The organism is Sedimentibacter sp., from assembly GCF_033447055.1.
GTDB lineage: Bacteria > Bacillota > Clostridia > Tissierellales > Sedimentibacteraceae > Sedimentibacter.
In genome coordinates this window covers 1-18,926 of record NZ_JAWQJF010000103.1, presented here as the reverse complement: position 1 = coordinate 18,926, position 18,926 = coordinate 1, and the positions used below count along the sequence as shown (strand labels likewise).

General features: G+C 32.7%; 16 protein-coding genes. 4 read left to right on the top strand and 12 right to left on the bottom strand.

Going from position 1 to position 18,926, the window contains the following annotated elements; genetic code table 11:
* Positions 1-189: 189 nt before the first annotated feature.
* From SA378_RS06815 to SA378_RS06790, 6 genes are all read right to left on the bottom strand, one after another.
* Positions 190-1,629: an ATP-dependent metallopeptidase FtsH/Yme1/Tma family protein gene (locus tag SA378_RS06815; RefSeq protein WP_318525231.1), complete on the bottom strand. Its 1,440-nt coding sequence runs from the start codon at positions 1,627-1,629 to the stop codon at positions 190-192.
* 229 nt (positions 1,630-1,858) lie between these two features.
* Positions 1,859-2,341: a 2-C-methyl-D-erythritol 2,4-cyclodiphosphate synthase gene (gene ispF, locus SA378_RS06810; protein ID WP_318525230.1), complete on the bottom strand. Its 483-nt coding sequence runs from the start codon at positions 2,339-2,341 to the stop codon at positions 1,859-1,861.
* Positions 2,338-3,042 (bottom strand): 2-C-methyl-D-erythritol 4-phosphate cytidylyltransferase, encoded by a 705-nt coding sequence (gene ispD, locus SA378_RS06805; RefSeq protein ID WP_318525229.1) that lies wholly within the window; start codon positions 3,040-3,042, stop codon positions 2,338-2,340. The genes ispF and ispD overlap by 4 nt, the downstream gene beginning before the upstream one ends.
* 116 nt (positions 3,043-3,158) lie before the next feature.
* The gene (locus SA378_RS06800) at positions 3,159-3,977 is read right to left on the bottom strand and encodes a PHP domain-containing protein (RefSeq protein WP_318525228.1); all 819 of its coding nucleotides are present in this window, start codon (positions 3,975-3,977) and stop codon (positions 3,159-3,161) included.
* A gap of 14 nt (positions 3,978-3,991) precedes the next feature.
* Positions 3,992-4,990 carry an asparaginase gene (locus SA378_RS06795; protein ID WP_318525227.1) on the bottom strand — a complete coding sequence of 333 codons (999 nt, stop codon included), beginning with the start codon at positions 4,988-4,990 and terminating at the stop codon, positions 3,992-3,994.
* A 54-nt stretch (positions 4,991-5,044) separates the two neighbouring features.
* Positions 5,045-5,926 carry an RluA family pseudouridine synthase gene (locus SA378_RS06790; RefSeq protein ID WP_318525226.1) on the bottom strand — a complete coding sequence of 294 codons (882 nt, stop codon included), beginning with the start codon at positions 5,924-5,926 and terminating at the stop codon, positions 5,045-5,047.
* A gap of 68 nt (positions 5,927-5,994) precedes the next feature.
* Here SA378_RS06790 and SA378_RS06785 point away from each other — a divergent pair, with 68 nt between their 5' ends.
* Entirely contained in the window at positions 5,995-6,798 is an 804-nt protein-coding gene (locus tag SA378_RS06785; protein WP_318525225.1) for an NAD(+)/NADH kinase, read from the top strand.
* A gap of 84 nt (positions 6,799-6,882) precedes the next feature.
* Here the strand turns inward: SA378_RS06785 and SA378_RS06780 are convergent, their stop codons facing one another.
* The 5 genes from SA378_RS06780 to SA378_RS06760 form a co-directional block, all read right to left on the bottom strand.
* Entirely contained in the window at positions 6,883-8,163 is a 1,281-nt protein-coding gene (locus SA378_RS06780) for a HAMP domain-containing sensor histidine kinase (RefSeq protein ID WP_318525224.1), read from the bottom strand.
* The gene (locus SA378_RS06775) at positions 8,163-8,837 is read right to left on the bottom strand and encodes a response regulator transcription factor (protein ID WP_318525223.1); all 675 of its coding nucleotides are present in this window, start codon (positions 8,835-8,837) and stop codon (positions 8,163-8,165) included. The genes SA378_RS06780 and SA378_RS06775 overlap by 1 nt, the downstream gene beginning before the upstream one ends.
* 193 nt (positions 8,838-9,030) lie before the next feature.
* Positions 9,031-11,124 (bottom strand): methyl-accepting chemotaxis protein, encoded by a 2,094-nt coding sequence (locus SA378_RS06770; RefSeq protein WP_318525222.1) that lies wholly within the window; start codon positions 11,122-11,124, stop codon positions 9,031-9,033.
* Positions 11,125-11,172: 48 nt separating this feature from the next.
* Positions 11,173-12,738, bottom strand: coding sequence for a GGDEF domain-containing phosphodiesterase (locus SA378_RS06765; protein WP_318525221.1), 1,566 nt, complete (start codon positions 12,736-12,738; stop codon positions 11,173-11,175).
* Between the two features lie 218 nt (positions 12,739-12,956).
* The gene (locus SA378_RS06760; protein WP_318525220.1) at positions 12,957-14,513 is read right to left on the bottom strand and encodes a flagellin; all 1,557 of its coding nucleotides are present in this window, start codon (positions 14,511-14,513) and stop codon (positions 12,957-12,959) included.
* 367 nt (positions 14,514-14,880) lie between these two features.
* Here SA378_RS06760 and SA378_RS06755 point away from each other — a divergent pair, with 367 nt between their 5' ends.
* The 3 genes from SA378_RS06755 (at position 14,881) to SA378_RS06745 (ending at position 16,378) form a co-directional block, all read left to right on the top strand.
* Entirely contained in the window at positions 14,881-15,294 is a 414-nt protein-coding gene (locus tag SA378_RS06755; protein ID WP_318525219.1) for a transposase, read from the top strand.
* The gene (locus tag SA378_RS06750; protein WP_318525218.1) at positions 15,287-15,670 is read left to right on the top strand and encodes a hypothetical protein; all 384 of its coding nucleotides are present in this window, start codon (positions 15,287-15,289) and stop codon (positions 15,668-15,670) included. The genes SA378_RS06755 and SA378_RS06750 overlap by 8 nt, the downstream gene beginning before the upstream one ends.
* A 192-nt stretch (positions 15,671-15,862) precedes the next feature.
* Complete coding sequence (locus tag SA378_RS06745; protein WP_318525217.1) at positions 15,863-16,378, top strand: hypothetical protein; 516 nt, start codon at positions 15,863-15,865, stop codon at positions 16,376-16,378.
* 91 nt (positions 16,379-16,469) lie between these two features.
* Here SA378_RS06745 and SA378_RS06740 read toward each other — a convergent pair whose 3' ends face one another.
* Positions 16,470-18,617, bottom strand: coding sequence for a methyl-accepting chemotaxis protein (locus SA378_RS06740; protein ID WP_318525216.1), 2,148 nt, complete (start codon positions 18,615-18,617; stop codon positions 16,470-16,472).
* Positions 18,618-18,926: the final 309 nt, after the last annotated feature.

The window sequence follows — 18,926 nt, the reverse complement described above, 5'->3', positions numbered from 1 at the left end:
TGTCATAGGCACTTAAACTCGAATTCCCTTAAACATTATGTCGGTTGAATTAAAAGATTTCCGTGAACCGCAGGCTTTTCTGTTGATTTATTATACTATATTGCGTTTATTTTTTCAACTGTATTTTGTAAATACAGATTTTAATTTTACTATCATATCCTAAGTTCATATTAATATTCGAGGAATTTTTTATATTAATCTATTTAAATCTTCCTCATATATAACTTCTTTTTCCATTAAAATTTTTGTTATATCGATTATTTTTTCCTTATTGCTTTTTATTATTTCAACTACTTCATCATATATTTCAACTGTGAGTTTCTTTACTGATTGTTCCACTGAAGTAAGCGGAATGTTTAGTTTTTCTGATAAAACTCCAAAATTGATAAATGCAGAATTTTCATCCATTCCATATTTAGAAATATAGTCAACTGCAAGTGAGGTTGCCCTTTCAATGTCATTTTGGGCACCTGTAGTTATATTTTCTTTGCCAAAAAATATTTCTTCTGCAACACGTCCGGCCATTAAAACTGCAAGCTGCTTTTTTATTCTTGACTTTGTTACAACTTCTTCTTTATTTGGAATACTGAGAGTATAGCCGCCTGCTCCTTTGCTTGTTGGTATAATTGACACCCTTATAATTTTATTGTCCGGCATCAAATATTTAGAAATGAATGCATGTCCTGCTTCATGATATGAAGTTACAATTTTCTGAGCCTTGTTTTCATGCAAATTCTTTTTTTCAGAACCGGCCAATATTTCAAGATAAGCTTTTTGAATATGCTCATTGTTAATTTTCTCTGAATTTTCTCTTATTGCCAAAAGAGTAGATTCATTTATTAAATTTTCAATCATAGCTCCGCTGAAATATACTGTCAAATCAGCTATTTCATTTAAATCAATGTCATCTGAAACATTCTTTTTAGAAAGATAAAGTTTTATAATATCTTTTCTTGCATTTTTATCAGGAAGCATTATTTCTATTTGTCTGTCAAATCTACCCGGTCTTAACAAAGCTGCATCGAGCGTATCAATCCTATTTGTTGCTGCAACAACTATAGTACCTGAATCTTCACTAAAACCTGACATTTCCGCGAGAAGAGCATTTAAAGTTCTATCTCCTTCATCGCTTCCTCTCATGTTTCCATCAGTTCTTTTTTTTCCGATAGCATCTATTTCATCTATAAAAATTACGCTTTTACCTGATTTTTTTGCTTTCTTAAAAAGATTTCGTATTCTTCCTGCACCAAGTCCTGCATATACCTGAACAAAATCAGAACCTGACACTGCATAAAACGGTACACCGGCTTCTCCAGCCAATGCTTTTGCCATTAAAGTCTTACCTGTTCCGGGTGTTCCATAAAGAAGTACACCCTTTGGCATTCTTGCATTTAATTTACTGTACTTTTCGGGATTTTTTATAAAATCAACTATTTCCAGCAAACTTTCTTTTGCTTCATAATTACCTGCCACATCATTAAATTTCATATTTGATGAACTTGAGTATTCTATTTCATTTAAATTGTTAATTTCCTTTTGGGCTGATTTTTTATTTTTAAAAATTAAGTATACAATAAAAATCAACACACCAATAATTGCTATTATTTGATAAGTATTCATAGAATTCATATACCCCCTGTAACAATTAGACTATTGATAACCCCATTTATGTCATCCTGAGCGAAGTGAAGGATCTCATCTTTGTTGAAAACATGATATCCTTCGCCTACGTCTCAGAATGCAATGTCGTTAAGTTAACTTTGTCATTAAGCTAATAAATAAATGATCATTGCTTAATTATTAATTGCATTTTACCACGGGTATATATATTTAGATATACTCAATATGTAGCTTCTTTTCATTGTTTTTCCTTATTTGCCAAGAGACAAACAGACTGTGCTGCTATACCTTCTCCTCTTCCTTCAAACCCTAGATGTTCGGTTGTTGTTGCCTTTATATTTATGTTAGAAATATCAGTTTCCAAATCTTGGGCTATTCTTATTTTCATTTCTTCAATGTAATTCATCATTTTTGGTCTTTGTGCAATTATTACAGCATCTAGATTTTCAAGTTCATAATTATTAATTTTCATTAAATTAAATACTTCTTTTAAAAGGATCCTACTGTCAGCATCCTTATACTTATTGTCGCTATCCGGAAACAAATGCCCTATGTCACCCAACCCCATTGCTCCAAGCAAGCTGTCCATTATTGCATGTATTAAAACATCAGCGTCTGAATGTCCCTCTAATCCCTTTTCATAAGGAATATGAACACCGCCTATTATGAGTTTTCTGTTTTCCACCAAAGCATGAACATCATAACCAATTCCAATTTTCATATAGTCTCCTTGTATATGCTTGCTAATATTTCTGCCACTCGCAAATCAAGTGGTGTAGTTATTTTTATATTTTCCAAAATTCCTTCAATAGTCTTTACATTGTATCCATAATATTCAACTATCGATGAATCATCTGTAAATGCTCTATCTTCTGTAACAGCTTTTAAATAACATTCTCTTATTGTATCAAAATCAAATGCTTGTGGTGTCTGGACTGACTTTAGCTTAATCCTGTCCAATGTTTTTTGAACATAGCCTTCTTTTGAAACTTCTTTAATTGTATCCACAACGTCAATTGTAGGTATACACGCCTTATATTCATCAGCATTTTGAACGCAGGCGCTAATTAAGTCATATGAAACAAACGGTCTCACCCCATCATGAATGAGCAAAATGCCGCAGTCATTTTTCACAGCTTTTATACCCTCAAATACTGATTCCGTTCTTGTTGCTCCCCCTGCAATTACATTAGTTATTTTGTCATAGGAAACTGCAATTTCAATTTTAACATATTCCAGATCATCTTTATTTACAATGAGTATTATTTCGTCTATTTCAATACTGTTCTCAAACTTGTACAAAGTTGTATCAAGTATAGTTTTTCCTGCTATTTTCATAAACTGCTTTGGCATTTCAGAACCCATTCTTGTCCCCTTGCCTGCTGCTACTATGATTGCAGTAACTCTCTTTTTGTTAAACATATTCTCCCCTTTCTAAATACTAATAGACTCCTTATAAAGTCCATGTCATCCTGAGCGATAGCGAAGGATCTCATCTTTTGTTTAAAAAACATGAGATTCTTCATTATTAATTATTGTTAATTAAATAATCCTTTCAAATTTAAATCGCTGAGTTCTGCATGTGGAACTCCAAGTTTTCTGCTTGGTATAAAGGTTCCGTGGCAATCAGAACCTCCGGAGATCATTGAATTATTCTTATTGCAAAAATCTTTATAATATTTAATATTATCCCCGTTATAAGGTGAATAGCATTCTATTCCATCTACACCAAGTTCTAGCCAGTATTTTAATTCATACTCCGGCATACGATAATTGATGTAATGATATGATGGATGAGCAAGAAAAACTTTTCCTCCACTTTTCTTTGCAATTTTAATAACTTCCTCAGAATTTTTTAGTTCTGCCTTAAGACCTGATTTACCTACTTCTTTCAAATGATTAGCAACGTCCTTGTGAATTCCTTTGTCAATCATATAGTTAGCTGATTTCCATCCGCCTCTTTTTCTGTCATATTCATACTTTTCAAAATCTTCAATACTTACATTGCCATACTTACCGGCTGCAATTGTACCTATATATTCCTTATTTGAATTTAATTTATTTTGGTTAGTCCAGTTTATTAATTCCAACAATTCTTTGTTTTCTATGTCATAATTGTACAATGTCAAATGATATTCTTTTCCATCATATCCTGTTGAAAGTTCAATTCCGGGTATAAAAATTAAATTATCGCTTGGAACAATTATTTCCTGCATTTTTTTAACATTGTCTACAGAGTCATGATCTGTTATAGAAAATATGTTTATATTATTTTTTATCAATTGTTCTTTTAATTCCCATACATCCCATGTTCCATCAGAAGCACAGGTATGCATATGCATGTCAACTTTTTTCATCGCTACCTCTTTTGTTAATATAGTGAATCCTCGTTTATTCTTGTGTAAAATTTTTCTTTTACTTCATCAAAATCTCTTGTCTGTGCCATAATCCACATTAGTTTTGTTATTGCTGCTTCAATGGTCATATCATAAGCTTGAAGCACCTTCAATTTTTTCATTGCCTTAACTCCAACCTCATATACTCCCATATCGCTTCCTTCAAACATTACCTGAGTTGCAACCACAACTATTTTTCCTTTTTCAGTTAAGCCCCCAAGCTTCTCCAAAAAATTACGCTTGTCAAGAAAAGGAAGCCCTCCAACCCCATAGCTTTCAATTACGACACCTTCATATTTTTCTCCTATATAATCAAGAACATCCGGCTCCATGCCAGGTGCCAGCTTCAATAAAAATATGCTTGGATATATAGTATTATAAAATTTTACTTTTTCATTCGTTTTTTCATTTCGAATATATTTCGTTATTCTTTTATCGTCAATTATTGCAGCAACCGGAAAATTAATACTTTCAAATGCACTGTAACTTTTTGATTTAACTTTTCTTGCACGAGTACCTACTATTGCTTTCCCGTCAAAAACAAGATAAACTCCTCTTACATCCTTTTCTGCTGCAAATCTGAAACTGTCCAGCAAATTTCTTTTCGCATCTGTTATATCAGCGTTTATTGGTTTTTGTGAACCTGTAACAACAACAGGTTTATCTAAGTTTTGTATTAAATAAGAAAGAGCTGCTGCCGTATATGACATTGTGTCAGTTCCATGAGAAATAACAAATCCGTCATACTTATCATAATCTTTTTCAATGGCCTCAGTCATTAATACCCAATACTCCGGCTGAATATTTGTACTGTCAATGTTTAAAAGCTGTATTGTATCTACACTGCAAAATTCTTTTATTTCAGAAACATAGCTTAAAAGTTCCTCTGAGGTTATGCCGGGTGCCAACCCATCCACAGTTTTTTTAGAAGCTATTGTTCCACCTGTAGCAATAAGTAAAATATTTTTTTTCATCTTATCTCCCATTTTTAATAACAAGACTATGTCATCCTGAGCAACAGCGAAGAGTTAATTATTCATTACTTTTATAATGTCATCCGGCATTGGACATTTTATTACAATATCTTGACCTGTCAATGGCTGTTTAAATTTCATTTCACAACAATGCAGAGCCTGCCTGTTTATTAACCGGCTTTCTTGTCCATACAATGCATCTCCAACAATCGGATGCCCAATATGTTTCATGTGCACTCTTATTTGATGTGTTCTGCCTGTATCAAGTTTAACGCGCACCAAAGTCATATTATTGAATCTTTTTTCCACAGCGTAATGAGTTATACATTCTTTCCCTGAAGTGTGTACAATCCTGATTATATCTTCCGGATTGAGTCTTGCAATAGGTTGGTTGATTGTACCTTTATCCTCTTTAATTATGCCTTCAACAACTGCATAGTAATATTTATCCACTGTATCCATTTTCATTTGATTTGCAAGTTCATTGTGCGCATATGGATTTTTAGCTATTATTACAATTCCGGAAGTATTCATATCAAGTCTGTTTACAAGGCGAACCTTTCTTTTGATTCCATTTTTTTTGAAATAATATGCTACTCCATTTGCAACAGTATTGTTTTGATGAGATTTCGTTGGATGAACAACAATGTACGGGGGCTTATTAACCACAAGCAAATCAGAATCTTCATAAACAATATCAATCGGAATGTCTATTGCATCATATTCATCTTCTTCCTCATCAAATCCGATTGATAAAATATCACCTATAAACACTTTTTTATTAAGTTTCACAACACTTCCGTTTAATAAAATACTCTCTGACATTTCCAGCCTTTTCGAAAGACGCTGTGAAAAATTTAAGTTTTCTCTCATTATACTCTTTACAGTCTTGTCATTTTCTTGTATTGTATAATTGAGTAGATTATTATTAGTCATTAATATACTCCTAGGTTTTCATTACTATAAATATAATATAAAATACATTTAATGTAAAGGGGATTGTCATGAAGGACAAGATAATAAATATAGCTGCGAACCATGATGATTTTACACTTGAAATTAAGCAAAAACTCATAGATATATTAAAAAAGAACGGCTATACTTATTGTGACGGTTTTTGTGATAAAGGAGAATTAAATATTACAATAGGCGGAGATGGTGCTTTTTTACGAGGTGTAAGAGAGAGCAACTTTTCACGTGCCCCTTTTGTTGGAATAAATACAGGAACATTGGGCTTCTTTCCTGAAATAACTCCTGAAAATCTGGAAAGTTTCATATTAGATTACAGATCGGGAAATTACACAATTAATGATATAAACTTAATTGTAAGTGAAATATTTACAGCAGGACGCACAAAAAAAATATATGCGGTAAATGATATAATACTTAAAAGAAAAGATATGAAGACCATTCACCTTGATGTTTTTATAGCATCAAACCATTTGGAAAAAATCAGCGGTGACGGATTAATAATATCATCCCCCCTTGGAAGTTCTGCTTACAATAAATCCGCAGGGGGAAGCCTTGTATATCCTTCCCTTAAAACACTGCAGCTAACTCCATTATCTCCTATAATATCCAATGCGTACAGATGTTTGGACTGCAGCATAATCGTACCACCGGAATTTGAAATTTCAATATATCCCGAAAGAAAAGAAGATTACTACGTAGCATTGTTAGCTGACGGAGAAATCTACGAATTTGACGAATTAGAATATGTGCATTTTCGCACCTCAAAAAAAATTATAAAAAGATTATCAACCGGAACATTTAATTATTGGAATGTAATTAAAGAGAAATTCTTGTAACAGTTGACTAACAATGACAGACTATTGGCAAACCACATTAGCGTCTGTGCCTTAGGCACATTTTCACAAGCTCTACTATTGTTATTACATTCTCACAGTAAATTTGCTCCCTACATTTATTGTGCTTTCAACGGTCAATGAAAATTTGTGGACATCTGCTATCCATTTTGCAATGCTGAGTCCAAGCCCGGTTCCACCTTCTCTGTGTCGTGCTTTATCAGCTCTGTAGAACCTGTCAAATATCCTGTCTATATCTTTTTTGCATATACCTATACCGGTATCCTCAACAGCAAATACCTTTTTATTTTTATCTGTATACAAACTTACTGTTACTTTTCCTTTTTCAGTATATTTTACAGCGTTATCAACTAATATTACAACCAGCCTTCTTATTTTGTCATAATCAGCCTTTATAATAACATCTTCCTCTAAATTTAACTGAAAATCTACATTTTTCTTTTTAGCTATTATTTCCATGTTCTGACATACATTTTCAACAATTTCCGAAAACGAGAACTCTGAAATATCAAGTTTTTCTTCATTGGCATCAGCCTTAGCCAAAATTAAAAGCTCGTCAATAAGCTTTGCCATAACCCGTGTTTCAGAATATGCATTTCCAAGCCACATTTCATTTTCTTGAACAGTTCCTTCTTCATCGCTTAAAACAACATCCAAATTTGTCTGTATTACAGTAAGAGGTGTTCTAAGTTCATGTGAAGCATCTGCTACAAATGCTTTCTGTCTTACCCATGTATCTTTTATAGGTTTTATTGCCTGTCCTGTAAACATATAACTTATGGCCAGCAATATAGCTGTTCCGCTTATTCCCGTAACAAAAAGTACTGTTTTTAAAAATGACCAAATAATTTCTTCACTTACTGTACTCTGATATACCTGCACAACAGACTGCCCATTTAAATCATTAAAGTATTTTGTATAAATTCTATAGTTGAATCGACCTACTCTTTTAGTAACAAATGAATCTTTTTTTTCTTCAAATGCTTTTACTGCAATCGACTCTATCGTATCAGCAATTGCAACTTCATTTTCTTTAGTAAAAATTCTTTCAATATTATCATCATCGTAATCATAAATCACATAGCATGCATCAAGCTTCTGATTAGCAATCAAAGCAGCACTCGGACCTAATCTTTGGAAAAAAGTACTTCCATTGAAAGTGAATCCGGAATAAGATACATTTTTATACGTATAAACTCTTACCGCTTCCGATTCCATAAGCTCTCTGTTTCCGTCTTCAAAAACTATCCTTGTAAAACTATAAATTCCGGTCGCTATAAAAATCATGAAAACAATAAGAATTAAACCCATGTATGCAGTTAGTTTAAAATGTAGTTTTCTAAACATTATTTCTCCTTGAGCATGTATCCTACGCCACGTACAGTTTCTATTTTAGCATTGGTATCTTCAAGTCTTTTTCTCAAATGATGCACGTAAATTTCTATATTGCTTTCCAAAACGTCAGCCTCAAGTCCCCATATTCTATCAATAATTTGTTCCCTCGTAAATACTTGTTTCGGCTTTTTTATGAACATTTCCATCAACATGGCTTCTTTTAAAGGTATTTTATATTCTTTGTCTCCTACAAACAAAAGATAGTTCTTAACGTCATATTTAATATCTTCAAATTCGTATGTTTCTCCAACATACTCTGTATTTTTTCTTCTGGCCAATGCTTTAACTCTTGCAATAAGTTCCTTAGTTGCAAAAGGCTTTACCAAGTAATCATCTGCACCGTTTTCAAGTCCGAAAACACGGTCATCCACTGTATCTTTTGCAGTGAGCATTATTACAGGCGTCTTTATTCCGGATTTTCTGATTGATTTTAATATTTGAATACCATCTACTCCGGGAAGCATTATATCAAGAACAATTACATCGTATATATCCTTGGTAGAGAGTATGAGGCCTTCCTCCCCGTCATTAGCTATATCAACATCAATTTTTTGTTTAGAAAACAGAAAATTCAGCGCCTGTGTTATTTTAACTTCATCCTCTACGATTAATATTCTCAAATCCATTCCTCCAGAATTAAATTATTCATTTACTTGTAACTATATTAATATTTTATTCTTAATTCTATATTAATAATTGTGAAATAATATTTTTAATATTATATAACATATGAAATTTTATTGCAAATCGTTATTTTAGTAAAAACATAATTACATACAAAAAAAGGATGAGCGTAACCCATCCTGTTTTTTGCTATACTTAATTTCCTTCTGCGCTTGCTACGCTTTCTTCTGCGCTTTCTACGTTTTCTTCTGCGCTTTCTACGTTTTCTTCTCCTTCATTTTCATTAATATCTGAATTTACATGATTATGAGAAGATTTTTTTACTTTAATACCTCCGATAAGGTTCTTGAGAACTATAGCCTGACTGCTCAGTTCTTCACTTGCTGCAGCACTTTCTTCTGCTGTTGCTGAATTAGTTTGAACAACAGATGAAATCTGTTCAATTCCCGAATTTATCTGTGATGCCCCTAAGGCCTGCTGCTGTGATGCTTCTGCAATTTTCTCAACTATGGCAACAGTCATATTTGTTTTTTCCACAATTTGTTTAAATGATTCTACTGTTTCATCTGCTATTTTAGCACCTTTTGAAATTGCACTTAACGAATTTTCAATAAGCTGTGTTGTGTTTTTAGCTGCTTCAGCACTTTTAGATGCAAGGTTTCTTACTTCATCTGCAACTACTGCAAATCCTTTGCCTGCAGACCCAGCTCTGGCAGCTTCAACTGCAGCATTCAGTGCAAGAATATTTGTCTGGAACGCAATATCTTCGATAGTTTTAATAATTTTTCCTATTTGAACAGATGAAGCATTAATTTCATCCATGGAATTAATCATCTGATTCATGTGATCAGTACCTTTTTGAACTTCTGCCGCTGTGTCTTCAGATATTCTTTTAGCATCTTGTGCACTTTTTGCATTCGAGATTGTTTGTTCGGAAATTTCATTAATAGTTGCTGCAAGTTCTTCGATTGAACTGGCTTGTTCAGTTGTTCCTTGGGTAAGCACCTGAGCTCCTCCTGCGACTTCCTCTGAACCGCTTGCTACCTGTTCGGCACTTTCATTTATATTTTTGAATATATAATTAAGTGATTTAATAATTTGTACCACAGAAGCTTTTATTGGTTCTAAATCACCTACGTACTCTTTACTTACATATCTTGTCAAATCTCCACTTACAATTACTCCAAGGTGGTACGATATGTCTTGAATCATAGCATTTAATTCATTGATGGTTTTCTCCAAAGAATTAAGAAGTACACCTGTTTCATCCTTGCTTTTTGTCTTTGGCACTTCTGTATGCAAATCTCCTTCAGACAGAAGCTTTAATCTCTGGGCACATGCAATAATAGGGTCTGCAATTTTGCCGGACATTCTAAGTCCTATAAAAGCTGCAGCCAATACGGACAAAATACCTAGTATAACAGTTGCTATAACGCTGAAATTTGTGCTATCCATGTATTCACTCTGAGGTGCATCAACCAAAATTGCCCAGCCATCCGTTCCTTCAATCGGAGCATATGACAGGAGGTTTTTCGAACCATTGTTTTCATAAACTCCATATTTAGATTCACCGCTTAACATTTTTTGTTCTAATAGAGCTAGTTCACCATTACTTCCGTCATTCTGATAGTTTAAAATTACATTTTCAAGAGCTAAAACTCTATCATACTCAGGATGTCCAATAGTATATCCTTCTTTATCGATAATAAAGCCGAATCCTTCCTCACCTATTACAACACTATTTACAATATCTGACAATGTCTTGCCATCGATTTTTAATATTACAACGCCTTCTACAGTTGAGCCATAAATGCCGTCTTTCCACAATGGCGCCGAAATAACATAGTACATTTCAAATGTTGCTGAATCAAATAATGCATCAGTAACAAAGACTTCACCATTAATAGATGCATTAAAATAATCCATATGTTTTACTATTTCCGTATTTCCTTCTGCAGAAATTACAAATCCTTCTTTGTCAGCAATATTAATATCTTTTAAGCCATGCATTTCAACTCTCTCATTAAAAATAGAGTTTTTATCCACTGCAGTGGTATCAAGCTGTGTAAGTTGAGAATTTAATCCAACTTCAGCAGCTATTGCTTTGTATATTTCTAATTGTTTAGATACAACATCTGCTGAAGCGTCAGCTACTTCACTCATTGTTTGTTCCAAAATATCAAAAGTGACTTTAAAGCTAAGATATGCAGATAACCCCCCAATCATAATTACAACTACTAATATTATTAATGTAATGTTTAAAAACATTTTCTTTTTAATACTGTTCATATTAGCCCCTCAATTTGTATTTTATTAAACAATAATATATCATTAATATCATGCTACATTATAATAATTTTTTCTTCCTTTATTTATTAATTTTTCATATTCAGCCATATGCTTAGGTTTAGAAAATATAAAACCCTGTGCCATATCACATCCAATATCTCTTAAAAAATCAACCTGCATAAATGTCTCAACCCCTTCTGAAACAACATTTATGTTTAAATTTTTAGCTATATTAACCATATTGTTGACAATAATTTGCGAATTGTAATCTTCTATTTGATTTAAAAATATTTTATCCAGCCTCAATGTATTTATTGGCATTTCTTTTAATAGTCCAAGACTTGAATACCCGGACCCAAAATCATCCATTGATATTTCAAAGCCATAATCTTTAAAATTCCTCATTACTGCAAAAACTGCGTTTTCATTTTCATTTCCAAAAACAACAGATTCAGTTATTTCAATTTCTACTAAATTATCGGGAATTTTGTATTTTTTCTTAATATCATTGTATTCAGTAACAAAATTACTGCTTAAAAAATGGATTCTTGAAACATTAACAGATATTGGTACCACATCATATCCACAGTCAATCCATCTTCTCAAGTTTTTACACACTTGTTCGAATACAAATTTATCAAGTTTAACAATAAAACCATTTTCTTCAAATATAGATATGAATTTTATAGGACTTAATAAGCCAAGTTCCGGATGTTCCCATCTTACCAGGGCTTCCGCCCCTGATATAACACCACTTTTTAAATTGACTTTAGGCTGCATATAAACTTTAAATTCATTGTTGTCTAAAGCCCTGTGCATATCATCTTCCATTCTTTTCACTTCAATAAGATTGTTTCCTATGCTTTCATTGTAAATCGCATAATTGCTTTCACATCCGTTTTTCAAATGGCTTTTAGCAAAATCCGCTCTGTCTATAGCCACTCTAATATCTAATTCTTCGTTATCAATAAAATATATTCCCGTATTGACAGCAGGTTTAATATTAATTTTGCTCCATACATTTAAGTTTTCAATTTTATCCGATAAAATAAGCATTCTTTCAATAAGTTCATTTTGTTCTTCATATTCAAACAAAACAAAAAAATTATCTCCTTCAGCTTTTCCGAATATTTCATTTTTTAGACTTTTATTGAATATTTTGCAAATCTTAAGAAGTACATTATCTCCAACTTTGTAACCAACACTGTTATTAATAATAGTGAATTTATTGATATCATAATGAACAAGCGCATAATTGCTATCCATATTATCATTTATAAACTGTTCTGCATCTTTTATAAATTTGAATTTATTTCTTACATTAAATACTACATCCATTCCCTCTGTATTACCGGATTTATTCAATTTAACATAATAATATTTTATAACTTCAAATCCTCTTTTTATTATAAAATAAAATCCAATTTCTAATGCAATAAATATGAAGTTAAATAAAATCAAGAGTTTTTCTTCAGACGTAACTTCGTCCCCTGGAGTAATTATGATAAATGAAACAAGTAATATAGTAATAGTGCATATTATAGCAATTATAATAAAATTATGTACAAATGGTTTGAACTTTGATATGTCATCGTTGTCAAAAATACTACTCACCTCCTAACTAATATACATGTTCAACGGTTAACTCTTTCATTAGGTGGTCGCGTGTTGTTTCTCACCTCCTAACTAATATACATGTTCAACTTATGATATCGACACAAATTACAATAAGTTTAATAAAATTTGAAATTTTATTAAACTTATTCTTTATCTAACAAAAATAAAGTGCAGCATGAACTGCACCCTATTATTTTATTATTCTTAAGCTTATATTACTGTAATAACTGTAATACGCCTTGTGGCTGTTGGTTAGCCTGAGCAAGCATTGCTTGAGCAGCTTGAGAAAGGATGTTGTTCTTAGTGTATTCCATCATTTCTTTAGCCATATCAACGTCTCTTATACGAGATTCAGCAGCTGTCAAGTTTTCGTTTGTAACACCTAAGTTGTTAACTGTGTGTTCTAATCTGTTCTGTAAAGCTCCAAGATCAGCTCTTGTGCCTGATACTGTGTTGATTGCATCGTCGATTAATGCGATTGCTGCATTTGCATCATCTTGAGTTTCAACACTGATATCTTTTACACTTAATCCTGTTGAGCTCATATCTCCCACTGTCAAAGATACTTGTTGATCATCTGTACCGTTAGCTCCAATTTGGAACTTTACTCCGCCAATTGTAGCACCAGAACCATCAGTAGTACCTGATAATGTTCTTCCATCAACTTTTACTGTTGGTACAGTTGTACTATTTGAAGCTACTGTTAATACTCCAGCATTATTAGAAATATTACTTGTTAAAGCTGCTATATTGTCGCCTAATTCAGTTGCAGTTTTATAATCTACCCCATCATAAAGATTTATACTTTCATAACCTGCCTTTGCTGCATTCAACCCAGCTTCTATAGACTCTTCGTCAGTCTTAGTACTATCATAGAAATATACTTTCTTACCGTCTATTTCCATTGTAGTTCCAGCTTTGAAAGTTGCCTCAGTAAGGTCAACTTCCATGCTAGCATTAGTAGCCGCTGATGTAGCTGTTGTACTTTCTGCTACTGCTGATGCACCACCTGTTATCTCAGTACTTACCATACCATGTTGAGCTCCTGTATTAAGACCAACTGTCTTGTCTGTAATAGTAACTTTACCAGCAGCATCAACTTCTACATCAAACAGAGAAGCAAAGTCCTCGTCAGCAAGAAGATCTGTTGCGATATTATTACCGATTGTAGCTGCATTATTACCACTTGTTACACCAACTGTAATTGTCTTCTCAGTACCAGTTGCATCATTATATTTTATTATTGCTGAACCATCTGCATCTGCAGCTGCAGCAGCTGTTAACTCCCACACTTCTCCTGTAGCTGCTATTGCTTCTGATGAAACTCCTTCAATACCTTCAGTACCTGCTAAACTACCGTCCAACAAATTGATTTTATTGAAATGTGTAGACGAAGCTATTCTGTCTATTTCTGATTTTAGTGCTGTTACTTCCTTATTCAAGTTTTCACGGTCAACGTCGTTTTGGTATGTACCGTTAGAAGATTGAACTGCTATTTCTCTCATTCTTTGAAGAATTGAGTGAGTTTCATTTAATCCACCTTCAGCAGTTTGAATTAAAGAAATACCATCGTTAGCATTTTGTTCTGCTTGTTCAAGACCGTTGATCTGGCCTCTCATTTTTTCAGATATAGCAAGTCCTGCAGCATCATCACCTGCTCTGTTGATTCTGTAGCCTGATGATAATTTTTCTAAGTTTTTACCAGTTGCTGTGTTGTTTGCTCCTAATTGTCTTAAAGAGTTCATTGCGTTTAGATTGTGTTGAATTCTCATTTAATTACCTCCATGTAATTTTATTCGGGATCCTTCCCTAAATTTTTTTGTATTGCTTTTTGTATTTTTAAACCGGCCGGTTTTAAAAATCTTTTTAACTCTTACAAAACATATATCGAACCATTTCCAATTAAGTTTAGTGTTTTTAATGAATTTTTTTAAAAATTTTCCAAGCCCCCGATGGGGACGACCCCATGGGGACGGTCCTTTTTGGACTTTTTGGTATTTTTAGCAAATAAATAATGAAATAAATATGCCATTATGATATAATAAACCAAAATATGACAATTGAGAGCTGGCGTTTATAGTCTTGGAAATACAATACTTCGAAAATATTAAATTATAAATTGAATTTTGAGGTGATAAAATGGCAAGACAAGCTCGAATTAAAAGTAATTCTGGAATATATCACGTAATGATTAGAGGCATTAATAAAGAAAAGATATTCATAAATGAACTATATAAAATAAAATTATTGGATATTATCAAGGAAATTAAAAAAGAAATAGATTTTTCTATAATTGCTTATTGTATAATGGACAACCATCTTCATTTATTAATAAGAGATAATGAAGACAGTCTGGCAATTATAATGAAAAAACTAAATGTTAAATATGCCATGTTTTACAACAGAGTACAGAAAAGATATGGATATGTTTTTCAAAACAGGTTTAGAAGTGAAGCTGTGGAAAATGAAAAATATTTATTAGGTGCTTTAAGGTATATTCACAATAACCCAGTGAAAGCGAACATAACTAAGAATTTATCGGAATATGAATGAATATGAATGGAGCAGTTTTAATGATTACATTAATGAAAACACCGAAATTCTGTGTGACAAATACATAAATATAATTTTAAATTATTTTAAAGATAAAAACGAATTTATTAAGTTTCATAGTTTATACGATAAAAATTTATATATTGATACAATTGAAGAGGAACAGGAAAATATTCAAAATATTGTTCAAACTACAATTGAGCAGTATACTATTGAAAAAGGAATTACCGATTATAAAGAGTTTACTCAAATTCAAAAAGAGGAACTTGCACGCATGTTAATCAATTTAAATATGATTACAATTAATAAAGTTGCTGAGTTATGTAATTTATCACTTAATAAGGTAAAAGAGCTAGGCAAAGACCTCAAAAATTAAAAATATTCTCAGCATGTCAGCATGGAGACGGACCTTTTTGAGACTTTTTGGTGTTTTCAGCAAATTTGTAACGAAACGGTCTATCTCCATCTAGGTTATTTCTTAAGCCTAAGTATATAATTTCAAAGTCCATCTCTAAAATATTAATTTATTTGATAATATGACGATATAGTTTACAAGGAGGAGTTCATTATGATAAATAAAATTAATTCAGGTAACCCATCATTATCTACTAACAAAACTACACTAGAAAATAATAATACAAAAGGCATAAAAAACTCTGACACAGAAAAAACAAATAAAAAATATGATAGTATAGAAATAAACAGGCTTATTTTGGATAACGAAAAAAGAATAAATGAATTTAAAGAACAAATTAAAAAAATGATTGCAAAACAAGGTGAAAAATCAAACCTCACATTGTTTGGACAAAAATTAAACGTAACAGTTGAAGATTCGAAAGAAGCAGCCGAGCAGATTGCTGAAGGCGGTGAATACTCAGTTGATGCAGTCGCCACCAGAATTATAGATATGGCAAAAGCACTGTCCGGAGACGACAAATCAAAAATTCCTTTGCTAAAGGATGCAGTAAAACAAGGATTTGAAGCAGCAGGGTTGGAGTTTAATGATGGTGCTGGGCTTCCTGAAATATGCAATGAAACGTATGATGAAATTATGAATCGCTTTGATTATTGGCAAAAAGAATAAAACTAGATATACCCCCATAAAAACCCTGAACCATCATTATATGATTCAGGGTTTTTAACTACTAAAAAATACACATAACTATTTATGCTATCTAAACTTCTTCGGTCTCAAAAAGAACTGTCCCAGATGTTAAACCATCAGCTAGTTTTATTTTCTCAACAAGCTCCTTCATAATCTGAGCCTGACTTGACAGTTCCTCGCTTGCTGCTGCACTTTCTTGTGCTGTTGCGGAATTTGTCTGTACTATAGATGAAATTTGTTCTACACCTAATAAAACCTGACCGACTGCTTCTGCCTGCTGACTAGACGCCTCAGTTATTTCCTTTATCATATCTTCAACAACTTTTGATTTTTCGACAGCCATACTCAAAGCTTCATTTGTTTTAGCTGCAACTTTAGTTCCCTTTTCAACTGCTATTAATGAATTTTCTATCAGCTCTTCGGTATTTTTTGCAGCTTCTGCACTTTTTAGTGCAAGATTCTTTACTTCATTTGCAACAACTGCAAATCCGTTTCCTGCAACACCTGCCCTTGCTGCTTCAACAGAAGCATTTAGAGCAAGAATGTTGGTTTGAAATGCAATGTTATCGATAACCTTTATAATTTTTTCGATTTCCTTGGAAGTCTTATTGATTTCAGACATTGCATCATTCATTTCCTTTACATAATTGCTGCTATTTTCAACCTGGAATACTGAATCAAGCGAAGCCTGTCTTGCTTTTCCAGCATTTAGAGCATTATTGTTTATTTGTTCAGTGATTTCACTTATTGTTGCAGAAAGTTCCTGTACTGAGCTTGCCTGTTCTGTCGCTCCCTGCGACAGCGCCTGAGCTCCTCCCGCAAGCTGCTCAGAACCGCATGCAACCTGTTCTGCACTTTCATCCACTTGTTTTATCATGTGATTTAAGTAGCTGTTAATCTGCTTCATCGAAATAACTATGGAGTTGAAATCTCCGTTGTATTCACTCTCAATCTTGTTTGAAAAATTCCCGTCAGCAATTGCGCCAAGCTGAAATGAAATATCATTTATTATTACATTAAGTCCTTTCACTGTTGAACTAAGGGATTTTATTAGCTTACCAATTTCATCATCTCTTGTAGTCCTAGGAATTTCTGTATGCAAATCTCCTTTGGCAAGATTATTAAGCCTTTCAGCACAGAAAACTATAGGGCTAGCAATATTGTCAGATATATTTTTCCCTATTATATATGATAGAAAAAGTGCCAAGACGGAAACCACCAATGTAATGAGCAAATTTAAATTTGTAGAGCCTGTATATTCCAATCGAGGAGCGCTTATAAATAATCCCCATCCATCACTTTCATTAATACAAGAATAGGCAATCAGATTTTTTTGTCCATCCTGTTCGTAGTTTCCAAAATCAAGTTCCATGCTCATCATCTTTTGCTCTACTTCTGCTAATTGTTTATTGACGCCACCTTCTTCATAGGACTTTATGATGTTTTCAGACTCAATGACTTTTTCATAAACAGGATGTGCAATTGTATATCCATCCTTGTCAAGTATATAGGCAAAACCACCTTCACCGACTTTAACAGACGAAACCACGTCTGACAGCGCCTTGCCATCCAGCACTATAACTGCTGCACCTACTATCTTTGAGCCGTATACTCCGTCTTCCCACAGAGGTGCTGAAACAGTAAATGTAACTTCATCAAATTTATCATTCATTTTAGGTTCTGTTACAACTGTACTGCCTGACATGGATGAAATGAAATAATCGGTATTTCCTATCATATATACTTCCTTTGTAATTGGAGACTCTCCTTTTCCTTCTGCATTAGTTGTGTATGCATCAAGGAGAGTATATGCATTTGTTATTTGCGTTAGTATTTTTGCTTTTTGCTGATTGTTTACAGTCATATCCGAAAGCTGCTGATTAAGCCCTATGTTGTCAGCCACCGCCCTGTATATATCAAGTTCGTTTTCAATTGATTCTGATGAAACTTGTGCAATGTTATTCATTGTACGTTCAAGAATATCAAATGTAATTCTGTAACTTTGATAAGCAGAAATTCCCCCTAATATTAACACTACGACTAGGATTAAAGAAATAAAACTTAAGAATATTTTTGATTTAATACTGTTTTTGTTTGTGATAAAAAATGCCGAATCTTTTGATTTTTTTCTGATGAAACTGATGCTTTTCATCTGCTTATTATTGCTGTTGGTTGTCTCAATGTTACTCATGTCTTTTTTGATGTTATTATTTTTCATAATAATCCTTTTCCTTTGCCATTAATAGTTTAGTTATTTTTTTAACAATATCCCCCACATTTACATCTTTTTATTATATCGGCATTTTTTTCAAAAATTTAACATTATATTAAAAAAATTCTGAAAATTCTGGGGACGGTCCTTTTTGGGACTTTTTGCCAAAATATCACGGACACACTTACAATGATTCAATGTGTGCTTTTATTTATAAAAAAACCTGAACCATTTATGATTCAGGTTTTTTTAATATTAAAGAATATACAAAATTATTTTATGCCCTAGAGATTTTTTAATTTTAATCTCAGTCTC